25 protein-coding genes are annotated in these 24741 nt (G+C 71.7%); 5 read left to right on the top strand and 20 right to left on the bottom strand.

The features are described from left to right. Positions 1–98 precede the first annotated feature (98 nt). A complete protein-coding gene (pyrR, locus tag EIZ62_RS27570; RefSeq protein WP_156695371.1) occupies positions 99–686 on the bottom strand; it encodes a bifunctional pyr operon transcriptional regulator/uracil phosphoribosyltransferase PyrR in 588 nt (195 codons plus the stop codon). 198 nt (positions 687–884) lie between these two features. Between pyrR and bldD the strand changes: the two genes are divergently transcribed. Beyond that, a complete protein-coding gene (bldD, locus tag EIZ62_RS27565) occupies positions 885–1385 on the top strand; it encodes a transcriptional regulator BldD (protein WP_028431622.1) in 501 nt (166 codons plus the stop codon). Positions 1386–1685: 300 nt separating this feature from the next. On the opposite strand, the gene nusB is transcribed toward bldD, so the two are convergent. The 3 genes from nusB to EIZ62_RS27550 are packed head-to-tail and all read right to left on the bottom strand — an operon-like array spanning position 1686 to position 3848. Beyond that, positions 1686–2114, bottom strand: a complete 429-nt coding sequence (nusB, locus tag EIZ62_RS27560; protein ID WP_156695370.1) for a transcription antitermination factor NusB — start codon at positions 2112–2114, stop codon at positions 1686–1688. Positions 2115–2116: 2 nt separating this feature from the next. Then, a complete protein-coding gene (gene efp, locus EIZ62_RS27555) occupies positions 2117–2683 on the bottom strand; it encodes an elongation factor P (RefSeq protein ID WP_156695369.1) in 567 nt (188 codons plus the stop codon). A gap of 58 nt (positions 2684–2741) precedes the next feature. Continuing rightward, the gene (locus EIZ62_RS27550) at positions 2742–3848 is read right to left on the bottom strand and encodes an aminopeptidase P family protein (protein WP_156695368.1); all 1107 of its coding nucleotides are present in this window, start codon (positions 3846–3848) and stop codon (positions 2742–2744) included. Positions 3849–3984: 136 nt separating this feature from the next. On the opposite strand from EIZ62_RS27550, the gene EIZ62_RS27545 reads away from it, so the two are divergent. Continuing rightward, a complete protein-coding gene (locus EIZ62_RS27545; RefSeq protein ID WP_156695367.1) occupies positions 3985–4503 on the top strand; it encodes a hemerythrin domain-containing protein in 519 nt (172 codons plus the stop codon). Positions 4504–4537: 34 nt separating this feature from the next. Here EIZ62_RS27545 and EIZ62_RS27540 read toward each other — a convergent pair whose 3' ends face one another. The 11 genes from EIZ62_RS27540 to EIZ62_RS27490 form a co-directional block, all read right to left on the bottom strand. Further along, the gene (locus EIZ62_RS27540) at positions 4538–5443 is read right to left on the bottom strand and encodes a Pro-rich N-terminal domain-containing protein (RefSeq protein WP_156695366.1); all 906 of its coding nucleotides are present in this window, start codon (positions 5441–5443) and stop codon (positions 4538–4540) included. 124 nt (positions 5444–5567) lie between these two features. Further along, on the bottom strand, positions 5568–6020 hold the full coding sequence (locus tag EIZ62_RS27535; protein ID WP_156695365.1) for a type II 3-dehydroquinate dehydratase: 453 nt from the start codon (positions 6018–6020) through the stop codon (positions 5568–5570). Further along, positions 6017–7111, bottom strand: coding sequence for a 3-dehydroquinate synthase (aroB, locus tag EIZ62_RS27530; RefSeq protein ID WP_156695364.1), 1095 nt, complete (start codon positions 7109–7111; stop codon positions 6017–6019). The genes EIZ62_RS27535 and aroB overlap by 4 nt, the downstream gene beginning before the upstream one ends. Further along, entirely contained in the window at positions 7108–7623 is a 516-nt protein-coding gene (locus tag EIZ62_RS27525; RefSeq protein WP_156695363.1) for a shikimate kinase, read from the bottom strand. The genes aroB and EIZ62_RS27525 overlap by 4 nt, the downstream gene beginning before the upstream one ends. Further along, positions 7620–8804, bottom strand: a complete 1185-nt coding sequence (aroC, locus tag EIZ62_RS27520) for a chorismate synthase (RefSeq protein ID WP_156695362.1) — start codon at positions 8802–8804, stop codon at positions 7620–7622. The genes EIZ62_RS27525 and aroC overlap by 4 nt, the downstream gene beginning before the upstream one ends. Positions 8805–8986: 182 nt before the next feature. Then, entirely contained in the window at positions 8987–9817 is an 831-nt protein-coding gene (locus tag EIZ62_RS27515; protein WP_156695361.1) for a shikimate dehydrogenase, read from the bottom strand. Continuing rightward, complete coding sequence (gene mltG, locus EIZ62_RS27510; RefSeq protein ID WP_156695360.1) at positions 9814–11592, bottom strand: endolytic transglycosylase MltG; 1779 nt, start codon at positions 11590–11592, stop codon at positions 9814–9816. Before mltG ends, EIZ62_RS27515 begins: the two co-directional genes overlap by 4 nt. A 101-nt stretch (positions 11593–11693) precedes the next feature. After that, positions 11694–12158: a Holliday junction resolvase RuvX gene (gene ruvX / locus EIZ62_RS27505; protein WP_156695359.1), complete on the bottom strand. Its 465-nt coding sequence runs from the start codon at positions 12156–12158 to the stop codon at positions 11694–11696. After that, positions 12158–14827 carry an alanine--tRNA ligase gene (gene alaS / locus EIZ62_RS27500; RefSeq protein ID WP_156695358.1) on the bottom strand — a complete coding sequence of 890 codons (2670 nt, stop codon included), beginning with the start codon at positions 14825–14827 and terminating at the stop codon, positions 12158–12160. Before alaS ends, ruvX begins: the two co-directional genes overlap by 1 nt. After that, positions 14827–15171: a DUF6167 family protein gene (locus tag EIZ62_RS27495; protein WP_156695357.1), complete on the bottom strand. Its 345-nt coding sequence runs from the start codon at positions 15169–15171 to the stop codon at positions 14827–14829. The genes alaS and EIZ62_RS27495 overlap by 1 nt, the downstream gene beginning before the upstream one ends. 8 nt (positions 15172–15179) lie before the next feature. After that, positions 15180–15611, bottom strand: a complete 432-nt coding sequence (locus EIZ62_RS27490; RefSeq protein ID WP_064068038.1) for a DUF948 domain-containing protein — start codon at positions 15609–15611, stop codon at positions 15180–15182. 225 nt (positions 15612–15836) lie between these two features. Here EIZ62_RS27490 and EIZ62_RS27485 point away from each other — a divergent pair, with 225 nt between their 5' ends. Further along, a complete protein-coding gene (locus EIZ62_RS27485) occupies positions 15837–17966 on the top strand; it encodes an ATP-binding protein (protein WP_156695356.1) in 2130 nt (709 codons plus the stop codon). Between the two features lie 128 nt (positions 17967–18094). On the opposite strand, the gene rpsD is transcribed toward EIZ62_RS27485, so the two are convergent. Further along, on the bottom strand, positions 18095–18709 hold the full coding sequence (gene rpsD, locus EIZ62_RS27480; protein ID WP_156695355.1) for a 30S ribosomal protein S4: 615 nt from the start codon (positions 18707–18709) through the stop codon (positions 18095–18097). A 194-nt stretch (positions 18710–18903) separates the two neighbouring features. Between rpsD and EIZ62_RS27475 the strand changes: the two genes are divergently transcribed. After that, entirely contained in the window at positions 18904–19587 is a 684-nt protein-coding gene (locus EIZ62_RS27475; protein ID WP_156695354.1) for a DUF2470 domain-containing protein, read from the top strand. On the opposite strand, the gene EIZ62_RS27470 is transcribed toward EIZ62_RS27475, so the two are convergent. From EIZ62_RS27470 to EIZ62_RS27455, 4 genes are all read right to left on the bottom strand, one after another. Beyond that, the gene (locus EIZ62_RS27470) at positions 19588–20946 is read right to left on the bottom strand and encodes a replication-associated recombination protein A (protein ID WP_156695353.1); all 1359 of its coding nucleotides are present in this window, start codon (positions 20944–20946) and stop codon (positions 19588–19590) included. A gap of 44 nt (positions 20947–20990) precedes the next feature. Next, positions 20991–21614, bottom strand: a complete 624-nt coding sequence (locus EIZ62_RS27465; RefSeq protein ID WP_156695352.1) for a vitamin K epoxide reductase family protein — start codon at positions 21612–21614, stop codon at positions 20991–20993. Between the two features lie 123 nt (positions 21615–21737). After that, the gene (gene hisS, locus EIZ62_RS27460; protein WP_156695351.1) at positions 21738–23000 is read right to left on the bottom strand and encodes a histidine--tRNA ligase; all 1263 of its coding nucleotides are present in this window, start codon (positions 22998–23000) and stop codon (positions 21738–21740) included. 13 nt (positions 23001–23013) lie between these two features. Next, the gene (locus tag EIZ62_RS27455) at positions 23014–23724 is read right to left on the bottom strand and encodes an MBL fold metallo-hydrolase (protein ID WP_156695350.1); all 711 of its coding nucleotides are present in this window, start codon (positions 23722–23724) and stop codon (positions 23014–23016) included. A 154-nt stretch (positions 23725–23878) separates the two neighbouring features. On the opposite strand from EIZ62_RS27455, the gene EIZ62_RS27450 reads away from it, so the two are divergent. After that, positions 23879–24658, top strand: coding sequence for a peptidylprolyl isomerase (locus EIZ62_RS27450; RefSeq protein ID WP_156695349.1), 780 nt, complete (start codon positions 23879–23881; stop codon positions 24656–24658). Positions 24659–24741: the final 83 nt, after the last annotated feature.

The following is a 24741-nucleotide window of genomic DNA, read 5'->3' as shown; positions in this document are numbered from 1 at the left end:
AGGTGGAGGACCGGGAGGTGACCTGCTTCTCGGGCAGGCCGACGGACGTGCGGGCGCGCGGCTGCGGCGCACCGTACGAGGAGGTCGTACGGCGGGTGCTACCGCTCGCCGGCCGGGGCGTCGGGGGCGGTCTCCCGGATCCCGAGCAGCACGGTGTCGCGGCCGTCCTCCTCGGAGAGCTGGACCTTGACCGTCTCCCGCAGCGACGTGGGGAGGTTCTTGCCGACGTAGTCGGCGCGGATCGGGAGTTCACGGTGGCCGCGGTCGACGAGGACCGCGAGCTGGACGGCGCGCGGGCGGCCGATGTCGCCGAGGGCGTCCAGGGCGGCGCGGATGGTGCGGCCGGAGAAGAGGACGTCGTCGACGAGGACGACGAGGCGGCCGTCGATGCCGTCACCGGGGATCTCGGTGCGGGCCAGCGCGCGGGCGGGCCGCATCCGCAGGTCGTCGCGGTACATGGTGATGTCGAGCGAGCCGACCGGCACGGTGCGGCCGGTGATCTGCTGGAGCTTGTCGGCGAGGCGGCGGGCGAGGAAGACGCCACGCGTCGGAATGCCGAGGAGTACGACGTCGTCGGCGCCCTTGGCGCGCTCGACGATCTCGTGGGCGATGCGGGTCAGTACCCGCGCGATGTCGGGGCCCTCGAGAACGGGGCGCGCGGCATCGGACTGCTGTACGGCGTCCATACGAAACGGACCTCCTTCTCCGCCTCACGGGACGGACCTTAAAGGACGTCGGAATTGCGCCACCCACGGTACCAGGGCCGGGACGCTGCTCCGGACCCGCCGGTGGAAGACCGTCGGGACGGACCTATTCGGCTTGACGCAGCCAAGTAACGCTGCGTAACCTCACAGTGAGTTACCAGCCTTCGTCCCGGGAGCTATATGTCCAGCGAATACGCAAAACAGCTCGGGGCCAAGCTCCGTGCCATCCGGACCCAGCAGGGCCTCTCCCTCCACGGTGTGGAGGAGAAGTCCCAGGGCCGTTGGAAGGCCGTGGTGGTCGGTTCGTACGAGCGCGGTGACCGTGCCGTGACCGTGCAGCGCCTCGCCGAGCTGGCCGACTTCTATGGCGTCCCGGTCCAGGAGCTGCTGCCGGGCACCACGCCGGGCGGAGCCGCCGAGCCGCCGCCGAAGCTCGTCCTCGACCTGGAGCGCCTGGCGCACGTCCCCGCGGAGAAGGCGGGCCCGCTGCAGCGCTACGCGGCGACGATCCAGTCGCAGCGCGGTGACTACAACGGCAAGGTGCTGTCGATCCGCCAGGACGACCTGCGCACCCTCGCCGTCATCTACGACCAGTCGCCCTCGGTGCTGACCGAGCAGCTGATCAGCTGGGGAGTGCTGGACGCGGACGCGCGCCGCGCGGTCGCCCACGAGGACGCCTGACCCACCGGGCCACACACAGCAGAAACGTTGCCGCCGGGTGCGGGGGGCTCCTTCGGGCGCCCCACCGCCCCGGCGGCTCGTCGTTTCCGGCGGTGTGGTGCTTCCCGGCCCGGCCCCGTGTCATGCCGGATGGCGAAGCCTCGCCACGACCGGTCCGTCCCCGCGGGACGCCCGCGGGACGCCCGCAGGACGCGGCGCAAGACGCCCCCGGAACGCCCCCGGGAACGCCTGCGGAACGCCGAAGGGCCCGCCGCGCGAGATGCGCTGCGGGCCCTTCGTACAGGCACGACCGGGGCCGTTTCAGTCCCGGCGGAGCTTCGGCTTGAGGTCCTTGAAACGGCCCAGCAGGCCGTTGACGAACTGCGGGGAGTCGTCGGTGGAGAACTCCTTGGCGAGCTGCACCGCCTCGTCGATCACCACCGCGTCCGGAGTGCCGTCCACCCACACCAGCTCGTACGCACCGAGGCGCAGGATGTTCCGGTCGACGACCGGCATCCGGTCGAGCGCCCAGCCCTCCGCGTAGGTGGCGATGAGCTCGTCGATCCGGCCCGCGTACTGCGCGTACCCCTCGACGAGCTCCATCGTGTACTCGCTGACCGGCGGCTGCCGGTCGTCGGACCGGGCGTGCCGGATCCAGTCCGCGAGGACCTCCTGCACGGACGCGCCGCGCTGGTCGGCCTCGAAGAGGATCTGGAAGGCGCGCTTACGGGCCTTGTTCCGGGCAGCCACGGTTAGCTGTTCACCCGGCCGAGGTAGCCGCTGTCACGGGTGTCGACCTTGATCTTCTCACCGGTGGTGATGAAGAGCGGGACCTGGATCTGGTGGCCGGTCTCCAGGATGGCCGGCTTGGTGCCACCGGTGGAGCGGTCGCCCTGGACGCCCGGCTCGGTCTCCTGGATGACGAGCTCGACGGCGGCCGGGAGCTCGACGTAGAGCACCTCGCCCTGGTGCGTGGCGACGGTGGCGGTGAAGCCCTCGATGAGGAAGTTCGCGGCGTCGCCGACGGCGGCCTTGGAGACGTGCAGCTGGTCGTACGTCTGCATGTCCATGAAGACGAAGTACTCGCCGTCCATGTACGAGAACTGCATGTCGCGGCGGTCGACGGTGGCCGTCTCGACCTTCACACCGGCGTTGAACGTCTTGTCGACGATCTTGCCGGAGAGCACGTTCTTGAGCTTGGTGCGCACGAAGGCCGGGCCCTTGCCGGGCTTGACGTGCTGGAACTCGACCACGGACCAGAGCTGGTCGTTGTCGAGCTTGAGCACCATGCCGTTCTTGAGGTCGTTCGTGGAAGCCACGGTTGCGGAATCTCCTGGACTGACGCTGGTGGACGACCGAGGCGTGGTGCGTCACGCGCTACAGCGCGAGCAGCTCCTTGGTCGTGATGGTGAGTAGCTCGGGTCCGCCGTCCGCCTCCTGGCGTACGACGAGCGTGTCATCGATCCGGACGCCGCCCCGGCCCGGGAGGTGGACCCCCGGTTCGACGGTGACCGGCACACAAGCGTCCAGTTTACCCATGGCGCCGGGTGCCAACTGCGGGTCCTCCTCGATTTCGAGCCCCACCCCGTGCCCGAGGACCGGCGCGAGGCACTCGCCGTACCCCGCCGCGTCGATGATCTGCCGCGCCGCGCGGTCCACGTCCCGGTACCCGACGCCCGGGGCCAGCGACTCGCGGGCGGCCCGCTGAGCGGCGAAGACGAGGTCGTACAGCTCGATCTGCCAGTCGGCGGGCGAGGTGCCGATGACGAACGTCCGGCCGATCTCGCAGCGGTAGCCGCGGTAGTTGGCGCCGAGGCAGACGGAGAGGAAATCGCCCTCCTCGACCCGGCGGTCGGAGGGCCGGTGGCCGCCCCGGCCGGCGTTCGGGCCCGTGGCGACGGACGTGGCGAACGCCGGGCCGTCCGCCCCGTGGTCCACCAGGCGCCGCTCCAGCTCCAGCGCGAGGTGGCGCTCGGTGCGGCCCACCAGGATCGACTCCAGGAGTTCGCCGAGCGCCTGGTCGGTGATCTCCGCGGCGATCCGCAGGCAGGTGATCTCGTCCTCGTCCTTGACGATCCTCTCCTGCTCGATCGCGGTGCCGAGGTCCGCCAGCCGCACCTTCGGGGCGGCGGCGCCCATCGCGCGGTGCCGCGCCACGGTCAGGTGGTGCTCCTCCACCGCGACCGTGTCCGCCCCCGCCTCGCCGGCGAGGCCGACCGCCGCGACCGCCGGGTCCGCCCCGGCCGGCGGAAGCACCACCAGCCGCAGCCGCTCGTCGACGCGCCCCTCCACGGGGTCGCCGGTCGGCGCGCCCGGGCAGAGCAGTACGTCGTCACCGCCGCCCAGCAGCAGCACGGCGCCCGGGGGCGCGCCGCCCGTGAGATACCGGACATTGGCGGGGCGGGAGACCAGGGCCGCCGCAGAGCCGGACGCCGCGCACCGGTCGCGCAGCCGCCCTCGGCGGTCCGCAAACACCTCTGACATGCCCCGAGCCTACGAGCGCGGGCCCGGCTCGGCAGGTCGGGCGGGCCCGACCGTGCACTCAACCGAGGTGGTCAATCGCGAAAAGCGGGGTATCCGGCGAACCGGACAGCAGTCACACAGGTTCGAAGGAGTCGCCATGACCAGCAGCCCCGCAGCCACGGCCACCACCGATGTCGTCGAGCTGATCCTCCGGGACCACCGCCGGATGGAGGAGCTGTTCCGGGCGATGCGCAACGTCCAGGCCGACCGGGCCGGAGCGCTCCAGGAGTTCTCCGCCCTGCTGGTGGCGCACGCGACGGCGGAGGAGAGCGAGGTCTACCCCGCGCTGCGCCGCTACAAGAACGTGGACGACGAGGACGTCGAGCACAGCGTCCACGAGCACCACGAGGGCAACGAGGCCCTGCTCGCGCTGCTGGAGGTCGAGGACACCGGCTCCGAGGAGTGGGACGAGAAGCTGGAGGAGCTGGTGACGGCGGTGAACCACCACGCGGACGAGGAGGAGCGGACGCTGCTGAACGACGCGCGCGAGAACGTCGCCGCCGAACGCCGGGCGGAGCTGGGCGCGGCCTTCGAGCAGGCGCGCGCCGAGCAGCTGGCGGCCGACTGCGGCAGTTTGGAGAACGTGCGCCGGCTGGTGAAGTCGTCCTCCGACTGACGCCGCCGCGGGCCCCCTGCGGTGGGGCGGCGGCCTAGAACGACGGCGGGCTGGCGATCGCCCGGGCGAGGACGTCGTCCAGGGCGCGGGCGGTCGTCTCGACGTCGTACGTGGAGTTGTCGATGATCGGCAGCCCCGAGCCGTACCAGCCGGCCATCCGGCCGTGGATGCCGGCGACCTCTTCGTCGGAGAGGCGCCGGTTGCCGGAGCGTTCGGCGTTGCGCTCCAGGACGATCTCCAGTCCGGGCAGCAGGACCACGGGCAGCAGCCCGGGGCCGACGTGCCGCTTCCAGCCGCCGAGGCCGACGACCGGGCGGTCGGGGAAGACGGCGTCGTCGAGGATGCAGGAAATGCCGTTGGCCAGGAAGTTCCGCGCGGCGAAACCGCAGGTGCGGCGGGCCAGGCGGTACTGGGCCTCCGACTGGTCGTTCCAGCCGGACTGGGGGTCGGCGAAGCCGGAGCAGACCCACTCGCGCACGTCGTCGAGGCTGATGTGCGCGGTGGGCACCGGGCGATTGGCCGCCCAGTACCGCGCGACGGTCGTCTTGCCGGCGCCGGCCGGCCCTATGAGCAGGACGGCGAGCGTCGCGGTGCCGGTGCCGTGCCCGGCGGGCGGCGCGGCCGGCGCCGCGACCGGGGCGCCGGGCGGGAGGTGGATGTGGCCCGTGGTGTCGCGCGGGGGCGCCGTCGGCACGGTCCACCCGGCCGGGGCGGGAGGCGCCGGTGCGGGAGGCGGCGCGGAGGCCGGCGGCTGGGCGGGCGCGGACGGCGGTACGGGCGCCGCCGGGCCGCTCGGGGGCGCGGGTGCCGCCACGGGCGGGGCCGGGGGCCCCTGGGGCGGCGGCGGGCCCGGGTGGTGGGCGGCCTGGTTGATCCATCCGGTGGCTGCGTGCCCCGGCTGGTGGGGCGGCGGCAGCGGAGCCCCCACTGCATGCTGCATCCGGTGCCACTCCGTCTCGTGCGACTGACGCTGGTCGGGCGCCCGTTCGGGTCGTCCGTTACCGAACCGTACCCTCCCCGGCCGCTGTTGGGTGAAACGGCCGGGGACGGCCGGACGTGCCCGGTCAGCCGGTGCCGTCGCCGGCGAGCTCTTCGGCGAGCGCGCGCAGGGCGAGCCGGTAGGAGCCGATACCGAAGCCCGCCACCGTGCCGCTGGCCACCGCGGCGACCACCGAGGTGTGGCGGAACTCCTCGCGGGTGTACGGGTTCGAGATGTGCACCTCGATGAGCGGGGCCGTGCGCTGGGCGGCGGCGTCGCGCATCCCGTACGAGTAGTGGGTGAAGGCCCCCGGGTTGAGGACGACCGGGAGCCGCCCGTCGGCCGCCTCGTGGAGCCAGCGGATCATCTCGCCCTCGTCGTTCGTCTCGCGCACGTCGACGTCGAAGCCCAGCTCCTCGCCGAGGGCCCGGCAGGTGTCCACCAGTCCGGCGTAGGAGGTCGCGCCGTACACGTCGGGCTCGCGCGAGCCGAGCCGTCCGAGGTTGGGGCCGTTGAGGACCAGCACCGTGCGGGTCACGCGGAGACCTCTCCGTACGCCGCGACGAGGACGGCCGGGTCCGGGCCCTCGAGGACGGTCGGCTTGGCGAGGCCGTCGAGGACGATGAAGCGCAGGAGGTCGCCCCGGGACTTCTTGTCGACCTTCATGGTCTCCAGCAGCTTGGGCCACTGGTCGCCGCGGTAGGTCAGGGGCAGGCCGACGGACTCCAGGACGGCGCGGTGCCGGTCGGCGGTGGCGTCGTCCAGCCGTCCGGCGAGGCGGCCCAGTTCGGCGGCGAAGACCATGCCGACCGAGACGGCGGCGCCGTGGCGCCACTTGTACCGCTCGTTCTTCTCGATGGCGTGGGCCAGGGTGTGGCCGTAGTTGAGGATCTCCCGCCGGCCGGATTCCTTGAGATCCGAGGAGACGACGTCCGCCTTGACCCGGATCGACCGCTCGATGAGCTCGGCGGTGTGCGGGCCGGCGGGCGTCCGGGCGGCGGCCGGGTCGGCCTCGATGAGGTCGAGGATCACCGGGTCGGCGATGAAGCCGGCCTTGATGATCTCGGCCAGGCCGCTGACGTAGTCGTGGACCCCGAGCGAGTCCAGCGCGGCGAGGTCGCACAGGACACCGGCCGGCGGGTGGAAGGCGCCGACGAGGTTCTTGCCCTCGGCGGTGTTGATGCCGGTCTTGCCGCCGACCGCCGCGTCGACCATGGCGAGGACGGTGGTGGGGACGGCGACCCAGCGCACGCCGCGCAGCCAGGTGGCGGCGACGAACCCGGCGAGGTCGGTGGTGGCGCCGCCGCCCACGCCGACGATGACGTCGGTGCGGGTGAAGCCGGTCTGGCCGAGGGCCTTCCAGCAGTACGCCGCGACCTCGGCCGTCTTGGCCTCCTCGGCGTTCGGCACCTGGATGGCGACCGCCTCGTACCCCTGCTCGGCGAGGTCGGCGCGCAGGGCGTCGCCCGTGCCGGCGAGCGCCTCCGGGTGGATCACGGCGACGCGCTTGGCCTGCGGGCCGATGATGCCGGCGAGCTCGCCGAGCAGCTGCCGCCCGACCAGCACCTCGTAGGGGTCGGTGCCGGCCGTGCCGGCGACCTGGATGCGGGTCACTGCTTGGTCAGTCACTTCTGGGGCTCCAGTGCGTCGAGGACCGCGTCGGCGACCTCTTCGGGCGTCTTGTCGTCGGTGGCCACGACCACGCGGGCGACTTCGGTGTACAGGTGGCGCCGGGCCTCCATCAGCTCGCGCCACTGGCGGCGCGGGTTGACGGCGAGCAGCGGCCGGGCGGTGTTGAGGCCGACGCGGCGGACCGCCTCCTCCACGTCCATCGACAGGTAGGCGACCGGCAGCCCGGCGAGCAGCTCGCGGGTGCCGGCGTCGAGGACGGCGCCGCCGCCGAGGGCGAGGACGCCGGTGTGCTCGGCGACGGCGGCCCGGACGGCCGCGCGCTCGAGGGCCCGGAAGTGCTCCTCGCCGTCCTCGACGAAGATGTCGGAGATCTCCCGCCCCTCGGCGGCCACGATGTCCGCGTCCGTGTCCCGGTAGGGCGCGCCGAGCTTCTCGGCGAGCAGCGCGCCCACGGTGGACTTGCCGGAGCCCATGGGCCCGACCAGGACGATCAGCGGGCCGGTGCTCAACGGATGTGGAGGTTGTCGAGGTACGAGCGGACGTTGCGGCGGGTCTCCGCCACGCTGTCGCCGCCGAACTTCTCCGCGACCGCGTCGGCGAGGACGAGGGCGACCATCGCCTCGGCGACGATGCCGGCGGCCGGGACGGCGCACACGTCGGAGCGCTGGTGGTGGGCGGAGGCCGCCTCGCCGGTGACGACGTCGACGGTCTTCAGGGCCCGGGGCACGGTCGCGATGGGCTTCATCGCGGCGCGGACGCGCAGCAGCTCGCCGGTGGTCAGGCCGCCCTCGGTGCCGCCGGAGCGGCCGGAGGTGCGCCTGATGCCGTCGTCGGTGGCGACGATCTCGTCGTGGGCCTTGGAGCCGGGTACGCGGGCGAGGTCGAAGCCGTCGCCGACCTCGACGCCCTTGATGGCCTGGATGCCCATCAGGGCGGCCGCCAGGCGGGCGTCCAGCCGCCGGTCCCAGTGGACGTGGGAGCCGAGGCCGACGGGCACGTCGTAGGCGAGGACCTCGACCACACCGCCGAGGGTGTCGCCGTCCTTGTGGGCCTGGTCGATCTCGGCGACCATCGCCTTCGAGGCGTCCGCGTCCAGGCAGCGCACCGGGTCGGCGTCCAGCTTCTCGACGTCGGCCGGGGTCGGGTACACGCCGTACGGGGCCTTGGCCGCGGCCAGCTCGACGACGTGCGACACGATCTCGATGCCGGCGGTCTCCTTCAGGTACGAGCGGGCCACCGCGCCCAGCGCGACGCGGGCGGCGGTCTCCCGGGCGCTGGCGCGCTCCAGGACCGGCCGGGCCTCGTCGAAGCCGTACTTCTGCATGCCGGCGAGGTCGGCGTGGCCGGGCCGCGGGCGGGTCAGCGGGGCGTTGCGGGCCAGTTCGGCGAGCTCGGCCGGGTCGACCGGGTCGGCCGACATGACCTTCTCCCACTTGGGCCACTCGGTGTTGCCGACCATCACGGCGACGGGCGAGCCCATCGTCAGGCCGTGCCGGACGCCGCCGAGGAAGGTCACCTCGTCGCGCTCGAACTTCATCCGCGCACCGCGCCCATAGCCGAGGCGCCGGCGGGCCAGGTGGTCCGCCACCATCTCCGTGGTGACCGGGACACCGGCGGGAAGACCCTCCAGCGTCGCCACCAGTGCGGGGCCGTGCGACTCCCCCGCGGTCAGCCAGCGCAACCTGCTCAACGGTGCTCCTCATGCTCGCGCCTCGACTGCGACGGCGCGACCGGGTGCGCGGCCCTGGCCCGCCACCCCCGATCCTCCCATGACCTGGGACTGGACCGGTCGACCGGTCCAGCAGGCGGACGCGCGGTATCACCACGTGAGGCGGCGGACCGGCCTGCGGGTGCGTAGGGAGTCGCGGCTGCTCAGTGGGTCGCGGCCAGCGCCGCTTCCCCGGCGGACCGCATGGCGGCCATGGGGGCGGGCGTCCGGCCGGTCATCTGTTCCACCTGGAGGACCGCCTGGTGGACCAGCAGGTCGAGGCCGCCGACCACGGCGCCGCCGCGGCCGGACCAGGCCGCCGCCAGGGCGGTGGGCCACGGGTCGTACAGCACGTCGAACAGGGTGCCGGGCCGGTCGGGCACGACGGCGGCGAGCGCGTCGGTCGTCCCGGCGGGCGTGGTGGCGATGACGAGCGGCGCCCGCAGCGCCTCGGCCGCCCGCTCCCAGCCGGCCGTGCGGACCTCGACGCCGAGCCGCTCGCCCCAGCCGCGCATCTCGGCGGCGCGTGCCTCGCTGCGCACGTACGCGGTGACGGGCCCGTCGCAGACGCGGGACAGTGCGGCGAGCGCGGAGGACGCGGTGGCTCCCGCGCCGAGCACGGCGGCACCGTCCACCTGCTCCACGCCCCGCTCCCGCAGCGCGGACACCATGCCGGGGATGTCGGTGTTGTCGCCGACGCGGCGGCCGTCGTCCGTGAGGACGACCGTGTTGACGGCCTCGACGGCGGCGGCCGTCGCGGTCACCTCGTCGAGCAGCGGGATCACGGCCCGCTTGAGCGGCATGGTCAGCGACAGGCCGGCCCAGGACGCGTCCAGCCCCTCCAGGAAGCCCGGGAGCCCGGCCTCGTCCACCTCGTGCCGGTCGTACGACCAGTCGGTGAGGCCGAGCGCCGCGTAGGCGGCCCGGTGGAGGACCGGGGAGAGCGAGTGGGCGATCGGCGACCCGAGTACGGCGGCGCGCTTCACGGTACTCACTGGCCGGACTTCTCCCGTTCCTTTTCGTACTGCTCGACGTTCCGGTTGTGTTCCTCGTTGGTCACCGAGAACACCGTCTTGTCCTCGTTGATCGAGACGAAGTAGTACCAGGGACCCGGGGTCGGATTGATCGCGGATTTGATGGCGTCGACGCCGGGATTGCTGATCGGACCGGGAGTCAGGCCCTTGATGTCGTACGTGTTGTACGGGTCGTCGATCTTGCGCAGGTCCGCGACCGTACCGACGTCGAGGGTGCTTTCTTCCTTGATGTAGTTGATGGTCGAGTCGAATTCCAGGCGGCCGACCGTCTCGACGTTGTTCGGCTTGAGACGGTTGTAGACGACGCGGGAGACCTTGTCGAAGTCGTGCGGGTACTTGCCCTCGACCTGGACCAGGCTCGCGATGGTCAGCAGCTCCCACGGGCTCTTCAGCCCCAGTGACGTTGCCTTCGTCTCGATGTCGAGCTTGGTGTACTCGGCGTTCGCCCGCGCGACCATCTTCTTGAGGATGTCCTCGGGCTTGGCGCCCTTCGCCACCGGATAGCTGGCGGGGAAGAGGAAGCCCTCCAGCGGGTCCTTGAGGTCGGGGTGGTTGGTGGCCCAGGCCGGCAGGCCGAGGTTCTTCGCCTTCGCCTTCGCGACCGACTCCGTCGTTCCCGCTTTCAGTTCGAGTTTCTTGTCGATCTGCGCGTAGACGAATGCGCTGCGCTTTCCTTCGGGAATGGTGAGCGCGTTCCGGTTCTCCGGGTTGAGCATGGCCTCGACGGCACTGGCCGCGGACATGCCCTTCTTGAGGGTGTAGACGCCGTCCTGAATGCTCTTGCCGTCGGGGTTCTTCTCCTGGGCGGAGACGAAGGCGCCCTGGCTCTTGACCACGCCCTGCTCGACGAGGAGCGCGGCGATCTCGTAACCGCCCGCGCCCTTGGGGATCTCGACCTGGACGGTCTCGCTCGTGCCCTCCCCCGCGTAGTCGGGAGCGGCGCCGAACCGGCCCTGCCAGAACTGGTATCCGAAGTAGCCGACACCACCGGCGCCGCCGGCCATCACCAGCGCGACGACCAGGCAGGCGAGCCCGTTGCGGCTCTTGCGCTTCTTCTGCGGCTTGCCGCCGCCCCGGCGGCCCTTGCCGCCATCGTGCCGCGATCCGCCCGGCTCGTCGTGGTCGTCGTCGCCGTCGTCGTCACCGGCGCCGTCCGAGAAGAACGGGTGGGTCTCCTCCTCCGGTTCCGGCTGCGGTTCCTCACGCACCGGTTCCGGCTCGGCCCGCCGCTGGCCGGGGGGCTGCGGCGGCGGGTACGCCTCGGGGGTGCCGTACAGATCGGGGCCCTGTGTGCCGTAGGGGTCGCCGGGGGCGTGGGCCCCGTAGGGCATCGCCGTCTGCTGGCCGGTGTCCCAGCCGCCGGTGTCGTACGGCTGCCCGGCGTAGCCCTGACCGCCGTACGTCTGCTGGGCATGGGCCTGCTGGGCGTGGGCCTGCTGCTGTTGCGCGTGAGCCTGCTGGGCGTGGACCTGCTGCTGGTGCGCCTGCTGCGCGTGGATCTGCTGCGCGTGGGCCTGCTGGGCGTGGGCCTGTTGCGCGTGGTAGTCCTGCGCCGCGTGGTACTGCTCGTCGCCGTATCCCTGCTGCGACTGCTGCTGGTACGGGTCCTGCTGGTGCCCGTCGCCGTACTGGGTCTGCTGGTAGTAGGCCTGCTGACCTTCCCACCCCTGGTGCCCGTGCGCCGGGTCCTCGGGGTGCCACGGTTCGGAGCCGGGGCTCCGGCCATACTCAGTCATCGATCCCCAAACAGCCGCGAGGCGTCCGGACGATCCGCCTCTACGTCACGCGGCGGCTGTTCGAACGCCGCCGCGTAGCGCGGAACGTTACCGTATCGCGATCAGATGACCACTTCGACGCTCTCTCCGGGCGGATTACCCGATACCCGTTCGGACTCAAGAGCGTTCTGAAGGATGATCACAGCGGCCGCCTGATCGATGACAGACCGGCCTTTTTTGGACTTAACGCCGGACGCGCGGAGCCCTTGACTGGCCGTCACTGTGGTCATCCTCTCGTCCACGAGACGCACCGGGACGGGGGCGACGCCCCGGGCGAGCTCCTGGACGAATCCACGGACCTTGGCCGCCGCCGGGCCCTCGCCCCCACTGAGGGAGCGAGGGAGCCCGACCACGATCTCGATCGGTTCGTACTCCTCGGCGAGTTGTCGCAACCGCCGGTGGGCGGCCGGGACATCGCGTCCCGGCACGGTCTCCACCGGCGTGGCGAGGACCCCGTCGGGGTCGCACGAGGCGACCCCGATCCGGGCGTCCCCGACGTCGATCGCGAGGCGGCGGCCCCGTCTCATCAGACGGTGTCCGCCACGAGCCGCTCGACGGCGGCCATGGCCTCGCCGACGGCCTCGGCGTTCTGGCCGCCGCCCTGGGCGACGTCCGGCTTGCCGCCACCGCCGCCGCCGAGGGTCTTGGCTGCCGTACGGACCAGGTCACCGGCCTTGAGGCCCCGCTCACGGGCGGCCTCGTTGGTGGCGATCACGGTGAGCGGACGGCCGTTCGCCGTGGTGAACAGGGCGACGACGGCCGGGCGGTCGCCCGGGATGCGGCCGCGGACGTCGAGGACCAGCTTGCGGAGGTCGTCGGCGGAGGTGCCGTCGGGGACCTGACCGGTGACCAGGGCCACCCCGCGGACGTCCTGGGCGCCCTGGGCGAGACCGGCGGCGGCCTGGAGCACCTTCTCCGCGCGGAACTTCTCGATCTCCTTCTCGGCGTCCTTCAGCTTGGCGAGCATGCCGGAGATCTTCTCGGGAAGCTCCTCGGGACGGCCCTTGACCAGCTCCTGGAGCTGGGCGACGACCGTGTGCTCCTTGGCGAGGAAGTTGTAGGCGTCGACACCGACGAGGGCCTCGATACGGCGCACACCCGAGCCGATCGACGACTCGCCGAGCAGCTTCACCAGACCCAGCTGGGCGGTGTTGTGGACGTGCGTACCGCCGCACAGCTCCTTGGAGAAGTCGCCGATGGTGACGACCCGGACCCGCTCGCCGTACTTCTCGCCGAACTCGGCGATGGCGCCCTGCCGCTTGGCCTCGTCGATGGCCATGACCTCGGCGTGCACGTCCAGCTCGCGGGCGAGCACCTCGTTGATCTTCTGCTCGACGTCGGTCATCACCGTCTGCGGCACGGCCGCCGGCGAGCCGAAGTCGAACCGGAAGCGGCCGGGCTGGTTCTCCGAACCGGCCTGGGCGGCCGTCGGGCCGAGGGCGTCGCGCAGCGCCTGGTGGGTGAGGTGGGTGGCGCTGTGGGCGCGAGCGATGGCGCGACGGCGCTTGACGTCGATCGTGGCGTACGCCGTGGCGCCGACCGTGACCTCGCCCACCTGGACCGAGCCCTTGTGCACGGAGACGCCCGGGACCGGCTGCTGGACGTCGCGGACCTCGATGACGGCACCGCTGTGCAGCTTGATGCGGCCGGTGTCGGCGATCTGGCCGCCGCCCTCGGCGTAGAACGGCGTGCGGTCGAGGACGACCTCGACCTCGTCGCCCTCGGTGGCGGCGGGCGAGGAGACACCGTTGACGAGCATGCCGACGACGGTCGTCTCGCCCTCGGTGTTGGTGTAGCCGGTGAACTCGGTGGCGCCGGAGGTGTCGGCGATCTCGCGGTAGGCGGAGACGTCGGCGTGACCGGTCTTCTTGGCCCGGGCGTCGGCCTTGGCGCGCTCCCGCTGCTCCTTCATCAGGCGGCGGAAGCCGTCCTCGTCCACGGAGAGGCCCTGCTCGGCGGCCATCTCCAGGGTGAGGTCGATCGGGAAGCCCCAGGTGTCGTGGAGCAGGAACGCCTTGTCGCCGGAGAGGACCTTGCCACCGGCGGCCTTGGTCTCGGTGACGGCGGTGTCGAGGATGTTGGTGCCGCCCTTGAGGGCCTTGAGGAACGCGGCCTCCTCGGCGAGGGCGACGGTCTCGATGCGCTTGCGGTCGGTCTCCAGCTCCGGGTACTGCTCGCCCATGGTCTTGATGACCGTGTCGACCAGCTCGCCGACCACGGGGCCCGTGGCGCCCAGCATGCGCATGTTGCGGACGGCGCGGCGCATGATGCGGCGCAGCACATAGCCACGGCCCTCGTTGCCGGGGGTGACGCCGTCACCGATGAGCATCACGGACGTCCGCATGTGGTCGGCCACCACGCGCAGCGAGACGTCGCTGGCGGTGGCCTGTCCGTAGCGCACACCGGTCAGCTCGGTGGCCTTGTCGATGACGACCTTCAGGGTGTCGGTCTCGTACATGTTCTGTACGCCCTGGAGGATCATCGCCAGGCGCTCGAGGCCGAGGCCGGTGTCGATGTTCTTGCTCGGCAGGTCGCCGAGGATCTCGAAGTCCTCCTTCGAGGTGCCCTCGCCGCGCTCGTACTGCATGAAGACCAGGTTCCAGATCTCCACGTACCGCTCGTCGTTGACGGCCGGGCCGCCCTCGGCGCCGAACTCGGGACCGCGGTCGTAGTTGATCTCGGAGCAGGGGCCGCAGGGACCCGGGACGCCCATGGACCAGTAGTTGTCCTTCTTGCCCAGGCGCTGGATGCGCTCGGCGGGGACGCCCACGACGTCGCGCCAGATCCGCTCGGCCTCGTCGTCGTCCTGGTAGACGGTGATCCAGAGCTTCTCGGGCTCCAGACCGTAACCACCGTGCTCGACGGAGCTGGTCAGCAGCTCCCAGGCGAGCTTGATGGCGCCTTCCTTGAAGTAGTCGCCGAAGGAGAAGTTGCCGCACATCTGGAAGAACGTGCCGTGACGGGTGGTCTTGCCGACCTCTTCGATGTCCGGCGTGCGCACGCACTTCTGCACGCTGGAGGCGCGGGTGTACGGCGGCTTCTCCTCACCCAGGAAGAAGGGCTTGAAGGGCACCATGCCGGCGTTGACCAGGAGCAGAGTCGGGTCGTCCGCGATGAGCGACGCCGAAGGGACGACGGTGTGCCCGCGCTCCTCGAAGAAGCTCAGCCAGCGGCGGCGGATTTCAGCCGACTCCATCAGTGGTCCTCATTCCGGTTGTACGAGTGGTTGTTCGGGTACGGGGGGCGGGCGCCGTCCCGGGGACTGTCGAGGGCCGCGGCGCGGCGCGGCGCCGGGAGCGCGGGGTCGTCGACCGGCGCCTCCAGGCCCAGCGCCTCGCCCAGCTCGGACTCGCGCTGGAGCATGCCCGCGCGGACGTCGAGCGCGAATTCCTTGATCCGGTGGCCGGTCTCGACCGCCTTGTCGGCGGCCTGCGCGGCGAGGCTCTCCGGGGTCAGCTTCTTGAGCTTGCGGTTGACCTTGGTGGTGGCCCACACGCCGGCTGCGGCGCCCGCGGAGAACCAGAAAGCACGGCGGAACATCCCTAGCGTCAGCCCTTCCGCTTCCGGCCCCGCGCCCCTGGCACCGTACGGCCGACGATCACCGTACGCCGGGGCTGCTCGGCCGGCCTGTCGTTCTTGTTCCGGCTCATCGCCCGGCGCACGCCGTAGCCGAACGCCGCGACCTTCACGAGCGGCCCGCCGAAGGTGGAGGCCACCGTCGTGGAGAGCGCGGAGGCGTTGGACGTCACTTCCTGGACGTCCGACGCGATGGCGTCGACCCGGTCGAGCTGCGTCTGCGCGGAGCGGACCGTCGCGGAGGCGTCCGCCAGCAGCGGGACCGCCTGTTCGGTCACCTCGGCCACGAGTCGGGTGGTCGCCCTGAGCGTCTGGGCCAGCCTCACCAGCACCACGGCCAGGAAGGAGACCAGGATCGCCCAGAAGACGGCCACCAGAATCCCGGCAACCTCTCCACCGGTCACTGCGCACCGCTCTCTGCTCGTAGATCGTCGTCGGTCGGTCGTCGGTCGATGTCCGTCGGTCGTCGGCCCTCGCACGGTCGTCGTCGCACGCTGACGCCCTGCGAAGTCGTCCTCCGAGCCTATCGCGCCGACGCTCGCTCCCCGTACCGCATTACGGGCGCACGGAGCCGGAGTTGTGCGGTCCGATTGTACGGAGTGCTCCGTCGTGAGTACGCTCCGTGTTCCATGCGACGGAGCAATCTGCCGGCGGAGCTGAACCGGTTCGTCGGACGCGACGACGAGCTGGCCGAACTGGAGCGGCTGCTGGGAGAGTTCCGGCTCGTCACGGTGACCGGGATGGGCGGGGTCGGCAAGTCCCGGCTGGCGGCGCGGGCCGCCTCGACCGCGGAGAAACGCTACTGCGACGGGGTCCGGCTGGTGGAGCTGGCACCGCTGCGCGACCCGGAACTCCTGGAGCAGGCCCTGCTGGACGCGCTCGGCCTCACGGACCACACCCGCCGGCCACCGCGCGAGGTGCTCGCCGAGCACCTCGCCGGACGGCGGCTGCTGCTGGTCCTCGACGGCTTCGAGCACCTGGTGGACGACCTGGCCGGTCTCGTACGGGAACTCCTGCGCCGCTCCCCCGGGCTGGCCGTCCTGGCCGCCGCGCGCCGCCCCCTGCGGCTGGACGGGGAGGCCGTGATGCCGCTCGCCCCGCTGCCGGACGACGACGCCGTACGGCTGTTCACCGACCGGGCCGCGGCGGTCGCGCCGGGCCTGCGCCCGGCCCCGGAGGACGCCGGCGCGGTACGGGAGCTGTGCCGGCGCCTCGACGGGATCCCGCTGGCCGTGGAGCTGGCCGCGGGCCGGCTGCCGGTGCTCTCCGTGGAGCAGATGCTGCACCGGCTCGACGACCGGTTCCGGCTCCTGACCGGCGGCGTGCGCGGCGCGCCGCCCCGGCACCGGACGCTGCGCACGGCCATCGGCTGGAGCCACGAGCTGTGCACGCCCCGCGAGCGGCTCGTCTGGGCACGCCTGTCGGTGTTCGCCGGCCCCTTCGACCTGGACGCCGTCGAATACGTCTGCGGCGGGCCGGACCTGCCGCCCGACGAGGTGCTGGACGTCCTCGCCGGCCTGGTGGCCCAGTCCGTGGTGCACCGTGAGGAGACGCCCGCGGGCGTGCGCTACCGGATGCTCGACACCGTCCGGGCGTACGGCGCGGAGTGGCTCACCGCGCTGGACGACGAGGAGCGGATGCGGCGGCGCCACCGCGACTGGTACATGGGCCTGGCCTCCTGGTGCGAACTGGAGTGGTTCAGCCCCCGCCAGGCCGAGGTGGCGGCCTGCGCCGACAGTGCGCTGCCCAACCTGCGGGCCGCCCTGGAGCTGTGCCTGGAGGCGCCGGACGAGGCCCACCTGGCCCAGCACCTGGCCGCGACGCTCTGGTTCTCCTGGGTCGGCTGCGGGCGCCTGGCGGAGGGACGGCACTGGCTGGACCGGGCCGTGCGGTCCGACCCGCGTCCCGGCTCCCGGCACGACGAGGCCCGGCTGCGCGCCCTGTGGGTGCTGGGGTACGTGGCGGTCCTCCAGGGCGACGACACCGCGGCGATGGCGGCACTGTACGAGTGCGGGGAAGGTGCGGCCCGTACGGGCAACGCGCTCGCGGGCGCCTACACCACCCACCGTCTCGGCTGCCTCGCGCTCCTGTCGGACGACATGCCGCGCGCCGAGGAACTGCTGTCCCGGGCGCTGATCGCCTACCGCGAGCTGGGCGAGCTGAACAGCCAGGTCCTGATGGGCCAGGTCGAACTGGCCATGACGAAGGTCTTCCTGGGCGACCTGGAGTCGGCCGTGGCACTGTGCCGCGAGGTGCGCGAGATCTGCCAGGACCGGGGTGAGCGGTGGACACGGGCGTACGCGCTGTACGTCCTCGCGTACGCGGCCTGGACCCGCGGTGAGCACGGCGAGGCCCGCGAGCTGCTGGGCGAGTGCATCGCCATCGACCACGCGTTCAACGACCTGGTGGGGCTGGTCCTGGCCATCGAGCTGCTGGCGCTGGTGACCGCCGGCGAGGGTGACCCCGCGGAGGCGGCGGTGCTCCAGGGCGCGGCGGCGCCGATGTGGGAGGCGGTCGGCCTGCCGCTCTTCGGCTCCGGTTACTTCGGCGCGCCCCGGGCGCTGTGCGAGCGGCAGGCGGGTGAGGCGCTGGGCGCGGAGCGCTTCCGCTCCTGCCTGGCGGAGGGCGGCGCGCTGCCGAAGGACGAGGCGGTGGCGCGGGCCCTGGCCGGGCGGCGCCCCGTGGACGGCGTGCCGTCGCCACGCGGCCGCGGCGCGCGTGCGGGCCTGACACGCCGGTCGCGCCGGACGGCGCGGTGAGGTGGGGGGGGACGGCAGGGGTGGGGTGGTGGGGGTTACTCCTCCCCGGTGGGCGGGGAAACGCGTGAGCCCGCCGCTCCCGGAGGGGAACGGCGGGCTCGGAAGACGCGTGAGCGACTACGCCTGGATCAGCGGGCGTAGTACTCGACGACCAGCTGCTCGTCGCAGATGACCGGGATTTCCTTGCGGTTCGGCTCGCGGTCGAGACGGAACGCCAGGGCCTTCAGGTTGACCTGGAGGTAGCGGGGGGTCTCACCGTCGGGGGCGAAGCCACCCTCGCGCGCGACCTGGAACAGGCTCTTCGCGCGGCTGCGCTCGCGGACCATCACGACGTCGTCGGGACGGACGCGGAACGACGGCTTGTCGACCTTGCCACCGTTGACCTCGATGTGGCCGTGAACGACCATCTGGCGGGCCTGGTAGATGGTACGGGCGATGCCCGAACGCAGGACCAGGGCGTCGAGACGGCGCTCGAGCTCGACGACCAGCGCCTCGCCCGTCTTGCCCTCGGCCTTCTTGGCGCGGTCGTAGGCGCGCGCCATCTGGCGCTCGCTGATGTCGTACTGCGCACGCAGACGCTGCTTCTCGAGCAGACGGACCTTGTAGTCCGAGTTCTGCTTGCGGCCACGGCCGTGCTCGCCCGGCGGGTAGGGGCGGGCCTCGAAGTACTTGACGGCCTTCGGCGTCAGCGCGATACCGAGCGCGCGAGACTTCTTGACCTTGGGACGCGACTGGTTAGGCACGTTCTCCAGACCTCCGAAATAGGTTAGGTTAGGCTTACCTTAATCAAGGAGATCGCATGTCGAGCCCTGGGAACACCACGCGCATCACAGACAGCAGCACAAAGAGCGATGCTCCTGCTTCGCGGAGCATCGATGTGACGGAGGTCCGATCAGCTCATGGTCAGCCGCGTCCCAGCGGGCTTGAGATCGCCCGGATGCCGTCAGCAGCCGAACGCACACGAACTCTCGTACAGAGTACATGCTCGGCGGTGCTCGTCGTTCCGGGGGCGGAGGGGGCCGGCGAGCACGAGCTGATGCCGGAGGTGCGGACGGTCGGCACGGACGGCGAGGTCTACCTGCTGTTTCCGGCCGACGCCCCGGCCGTACGGGCCGCCACGCACGCGCAGGACGACGAGCTGCCGGCCGTGCTGGAGCTCACGGACGTCGCCCCGGTCGCGGTCTGCCACCGTATCCGGGGCCGCGCCCGGGTCTCCGGGTGGCTGACGTGCGCGCCGGGGATCGCCGGCCCCGGGCGGATGATGCTGCGCCTGGAGGTCGGCGAGGTGTACGTCGACGACCTGTGGGGCGACGCGGCGGTGAGCGCCGAGGAGTTCGCCGCGGCGGGGCCGGACCCGCTGACGGCGTACGAGACCGAGCTGCTCCAGCACCTCGCGGCCGTCCACGACGACCAGGTGCGGGGCCTGAGCGGGCTGCTCGGGGACCGTGCGGACGTGCGGCGCGTGGTGCCGCTGGCGCTGGACCGGTTCGGGCTGCGGGTGCGCTGCCTGGACGCGGCGGGCCGGTCCTTCGACGCGCGCTTCGACTTTCCCAAGCCGGTGGTGGACGTCCACGGGCTGCGGCGGGCGATGCACACGCTGTTCGAGGCCGCGCAGGGCTGATCAGGCCGTTCCTTCGCCCCTCAGCCGCTCGCGGACCTTCTCCACGACGTCCGCGTACCGCGCCTCGGCGCCGTAGCGCGTGGGCTCGTAGTACTGCCGGCCGTGGATCTCGTCCGGAGCGTACTGCTGGGCCGCGATGCCGCCCGGTACGTCGTGCGGATAGACGTAACCCTGGGCGTGGCCGAGCTTGGCGGCGCCCTTGTAATGCCCGTCGCGCAGATGGGGAGGTACGGGACCGGCGAGGCCGTTGCGTACGTCGGCCCGCGCGGCGGAGATCGCCGTGGTCGCGGCGTTCGACTTCGGTGCCAGCGCCAGGGCGATGGTGGCGTGGCTCAGGGTGAGGGCCGCCTCGGGGAAGCCGATCATGGCCACGGCCTGCGCGGCCGCGACCGCCAGGGGGAGGGCCGTGGGGTCCGCGAGGCCAATGTCCTCGCTGGCGGAGATCATCAGGCGCCGGGCGATGAAGCGGGGATCCTCGCCGGCCTCGATCATGCGGGCCAGATAGTGCAGCGCGGCGTCCACGTCGGAGCCACGGATGGACTTGATCAGGGCGCTGGCCACGTCGTAGTGCTGGTCGCCGTCCCGGTCGTACGTCACGGCCGCCCGGTCGACCGTCTCCTCCAGGGTGGCGAGCGTGATCTCGGACTCGCCCTTGGCGAGCGCCGCACCGGCCGCGGCCTCCAGGGCGGTCAGGGCACGGCGGGCGTCGCCGCCCGCGATGCGCAGGAGGTGGCCCTCGGCGTCGTCCGGCAGGGTCACCGCTCCGGTCAGGCCCCGCTCGTCGGTGAGCGCACGCTTGAGCAGGCCCCGGATGTCGTCGTCGGTGAGCGGTTCCAGGGTGAGCAGGAGGGAGCGGGACAGCAGCGGCGAGATCACCGAGAAGTAGGGGTTCTCGGTGGTGGCGGCGATGAGGGTGACCCAGCGGTTCTCCACGGCCGGCAGCAGCGAGTCCTGCTGGGCCTTGCTGAAGCGGTGGATCTCGTCGAGGAAGAGGACGGTCTCCTTGCCGAAGCCGCCTGCCGCGCGGCGGGCGCCGTCGATGACCGCGCGGACCTCCTTGACGCCCGCGGTGATCGCGGACAGCTCCACGAACCGCTTGTTCGTCGCCTTGGACACCACGTACGCCAGGGTCGTCTTGCCGGTGCCCGGCGGTCCCCAGAGGATCACGGACGAGGCACCTGCCGGGCCTCCCGCGCCTTCGCCGACCAGGCGGCGCAGTGGGGAGCCGGGCTTCAGGAGGTGCTGCTGGCCAACGACCTCGTCCAGGGTGCGCGGGCGCATCCGGACCGCCAGGGGGCTGCTGGACGGGTCCTTCTCCTGGCGTTCTTCCGCCGCGGCGGTAAAGAGATCGGGCTCCACACCCAGAAGCGTATGTCAGGCCACTGACAGTCGGTTCCGGCGGATCAGCCGGTCCAGAAGTCCCACCAGCGGGTCAGGATCAGCATCCCGATGATCCCGGTGTGCAGGGCGGGCAGGAGCCAGGTGAACTCGTCGAGGAAACCGCGGACCGCGCGCGGGGCGGGAAGCAGTCCCTCGCGGACGTTGTGCGAGGTCACGTACCAGAACATGATGATCGTCGCGACCCAGGCGAGGGAGCACCACAGGCACAGGGCGTTGATCTCGTACAGCGACTGCTGCATGAGCCAGGTGCAGAAACCGACGCCGAAGAGCGTGCCGGCGTTGAGCCCCAGCCAGAACCAGCGGCGGTACCGGGCGCCGGCGAGGAGCCCGGCACCGATGGCGACGACCATGCCGTAGGTGACGAGCCCGAGCATCGGGTTGGGGAAACCGAAGACGGCGGCCTGGTCGCTCTTCATGATGCTGCCGCAGGAGACCACCGGGTTCAGACTGCACCCCGGGGTGAAGTTCGGGTCCTCCAGCAGCTTGAACTTGTCCAGCGTAATCACCCACGCCGCCAGCAGACCGGCCGCGCCCGTGACCACCAGCATCCACGCGAACGCCCGGCCCGCGCCGACGGTCGTCGTGCCGTGGGCGGAGGAGGCGTCGTCAACCGCTGGAGTCGTCATGTGATGCCCGTTCCCTCACTCGGTCGGTGCATGAGGCAGTGCTCATTCTGCCGTACGGCGGCTCCCGTCCGCCGTTCGGTGGACATAAGGACACCCCGGCCGGGGCCGGGGTGTCCTTGGAGGTCAGGCCGGGCGGGCGGCCAGCTTCTCGACGACGGCGTCGAGCGCGACCGGCTCCTGCTCGCCGGACTCCATGTCCTTGAGCTGGGCCACGCCCTCGGCGAGGTCCCGCTCCCCCAGTACCAGCGCGTACCGGGCGCCGCTGCGGTTGGCGGCCTTCATCGAGGCCTTGAGGCCCTTGCCGCCGTACGCGAAGTCCGTCGCGACGCCCGCCTTGCGCAGCTCGGTGACCACGCCGAACAGCCGGCGGCGGGCCTCCTCGCCGATCGGGACGGCGAACACGCTGGTGGTGGCGGGGATGTCGAGGGTGACGCCCTCCGCCTCCAGGGCCAGGACCGTGCGGTCCACGCCCAGCGCCCAGCCCACCGACGGCAGCGCGGGGCCGCCGATCATCTCGGACAGGCCGTCGTAGCGGCCGCCGCCGCCCACCGCGGACTGCGAGCCGAGGCCGTCGTGGACGAACTCGAAGGTGGTGCGGGTGTAGTAGTCCAGGCCGCGCACCAGCTTCTCGTCGTCCTCGAAGACCACGCCGGCGGCTGTCAGCAGCTCGCGCACCTCGGAGTGGTACGCCGTGCAGGCGTCGCACAGGTAGTCGCGCAGCAGGGGCGCACCCACCAGCTGCTTCTGGACGTCCGCCCGCTTGTCGTCGAGGACCCGCAGCGGGTTGATCTCGATACGGCGGCGGGTGTCCTCGTCGAGGTCGAGTTCGCGCAGGAAGCCCTGCAGCGCCTCGCGGTAGACGGGACGGCACTCCTTGTCGCCCAGCGAGTTGAGCAGGATGCGGAAGTTCCGCAGGCCCAGCGAGCGGTAGGCCTGGTCGGCCAGGATGATCAGCTCGGCGTCCAGCGCCGGGTCCTCGGCGCCGATCGCCTCGGCGCCCACCTGGGAGAAGTGGCGGTAGCGGCCCTTCTGCGGGCGCTCGTAGCGGTAGTACGAGCCCGAGTACCAGAGCTTGACGGGGAGGTTGCCCTGCTTGTGCAGGTTGGCCTCCAGCGCGGCGCGCAGTACGGACGCGGTGCCTTCGGGGCGCAGGGCGAGCCTGTCGCCACCCTTGGTCTCGAAGGCGTACATCTCCTTGGTGACGATGTCGGTGGACTCGCCGACACCGCGGGCGAACAGTTCGACGTTCTCGAAGCCGGGGGTCTCGACGTACCCGTAGCCGGAGTTCCTCAGCGGCGCGGAGATCGCCTCGCGGACGGCGAGGTACGTCGCGGAGTCGGGCGGCAGCAGGTCGTAGGTGCCCTTGGGGGCCTGGAAGGTACTCACGGGAATCTTCTCGTCACATTCCTCGTCGGGGAGCGGGGCCCGCTCCCTGGCCGCCGGCCGCCACCTCGCGCAGATACGGGTTGGTGGCGCGCTCGCGGCCGATGGTCGTCTGGGGGCCGTGGCCGGACAGCACCACGGTCGAGTCGTCGAGCGGCAGGCACACGCGGGCCAGCGAGTCGAGCATCTCGGCCATGTCACCGCCGGGCAGGTCGGTGCGTCCGATGGAGCCGGCGAACAGCAGGTCGCCCGAGAAGAAGACCGGCGGGATGTCCGCCGCCTCGGGCATGCCGAAGGTCACCGACCCCTTGGTATGGCCGGGCGCGTGCGACACGGTCAGCTCCAGACCGGCCAGCTTCAGGGCGGCGCCGTCGGTCAGCTCGTGGACGTCGTCCGGCTCGCCGACCGTCAGCTCGCCCATCAGCGGCATGCCGATCGAGCGGCCGAGGGCCTTCTCCGGGTCGCTCATCATGTACCGGTCGGCGGGGTGGATCCACGCCGGTACGTCATGGGCGCCGCAGACCGGGACGACGGAGGCGACGTGGTCGATGTGCCCGTGGGTCAGGACGACCGCCACGGGCTTGAGCCGATGCTTCTTGAGCGTCTCCTCGACTCCCTGCGCGGCCTGGTGGCCGGGGTCGATGATCACGCACTCCTCGCCTGCGGCGGGGGCGACCAGGTAGCAGTTGGTCCCCCAGGCCCCGGCGGGGAACCCGGCAATGAGCACGATCGTCCTTAGAGAGTCGTCCGGAACGAGTCGTCCGGTGGAGGAATGCAGCAGATCAGAGCCTACCGGCGCTGCTCATTCCACAGCCAACCCGTATACGGTACGGGCACACTCGGCCAGGACAGGAACAGACGACCGACAAGGAGAAGACCCGGTGGTCACCAGCGATCAGCGGCGGCGCCAGCTCGCCCGGGAGAAGTTCGAGCGCCAGCAGAAGCGTCGTGCGGAGGCCCAGCAGAAGGCCAGGCGGCGCACCAGGATCATCGTGGCCGCGATCGCCGTGGCGCTGGTCGCGGGAGCCGGCGCGTACACGAACTTCCGGACCGAGTCCGCGGCGGACGGCGCGAAGGAGCCCGTCGAGTTCCCGTCGCCCTCGGCGAGCGAGAGCAGCTCGCCCGAGCCGAAGATGGCCATCGACGCCAAGGCGAAGTACACGATGGCGCTGACCACCAACCACGGCGCGGTCTCGATCGCGATGGACGCGGCGAAGACGCCGCACACGGTGAACTCGTTCAAGCACCTCGCGGACAAGAAGTACTTCGACAACACGAAGTGTCACCGTCTGACCACCGCGAACATCTTCGTGCTCCAGTGCGGCGACCCCAAGGGCGACGGGTCGGGCGGCCCGGGCTACAACATCCCGGACGAGAACCTCGGTGCGCTGGGCAAGCCGGGGGCGGACGGCACGGTGACGTTCAAGGCGGGCACCGTCGCGATGGCCAACACCATGCGGCCGAACACCGGCGGCAGCCAGTTCTTCCTGGTCTACAAGGACACCAAGCTGCCCCCGCAGTTCACCCCCTTCGGCACGATGGACGCGGCCGGACTGAAGGCCGTGCAGGACGTGGCCAAGGGCGGGGTCGAGGGCGGTGCCACGGACGGTGCGCCCAAGAAGGCCGTCACCATCGAGAAGGCGGTCGTCGGCAAGGCCTGAGCCAGGGCGTGAGCCAAGGCGTCACACATGGTGTGGTCAGCCGGGTGCGAACCACCGAATTCGGTCGCGCTGAGTGCGGACAG

The organism is Streptomyces ficellus (assembly GCF_009739905.1).
Taxonomy (GTDB): Bacteria; Actinomycetota; Actinomycetes; order Streptomycetales; family Streptomycetaceae; genus Streptomyces; species Streptomyces ficellus_A.
The sequence above is the reverse complement of the archived record's forward strand: the minus strand, read 5'-3'. Positions and strand labels throughout refer to the sequence as shown.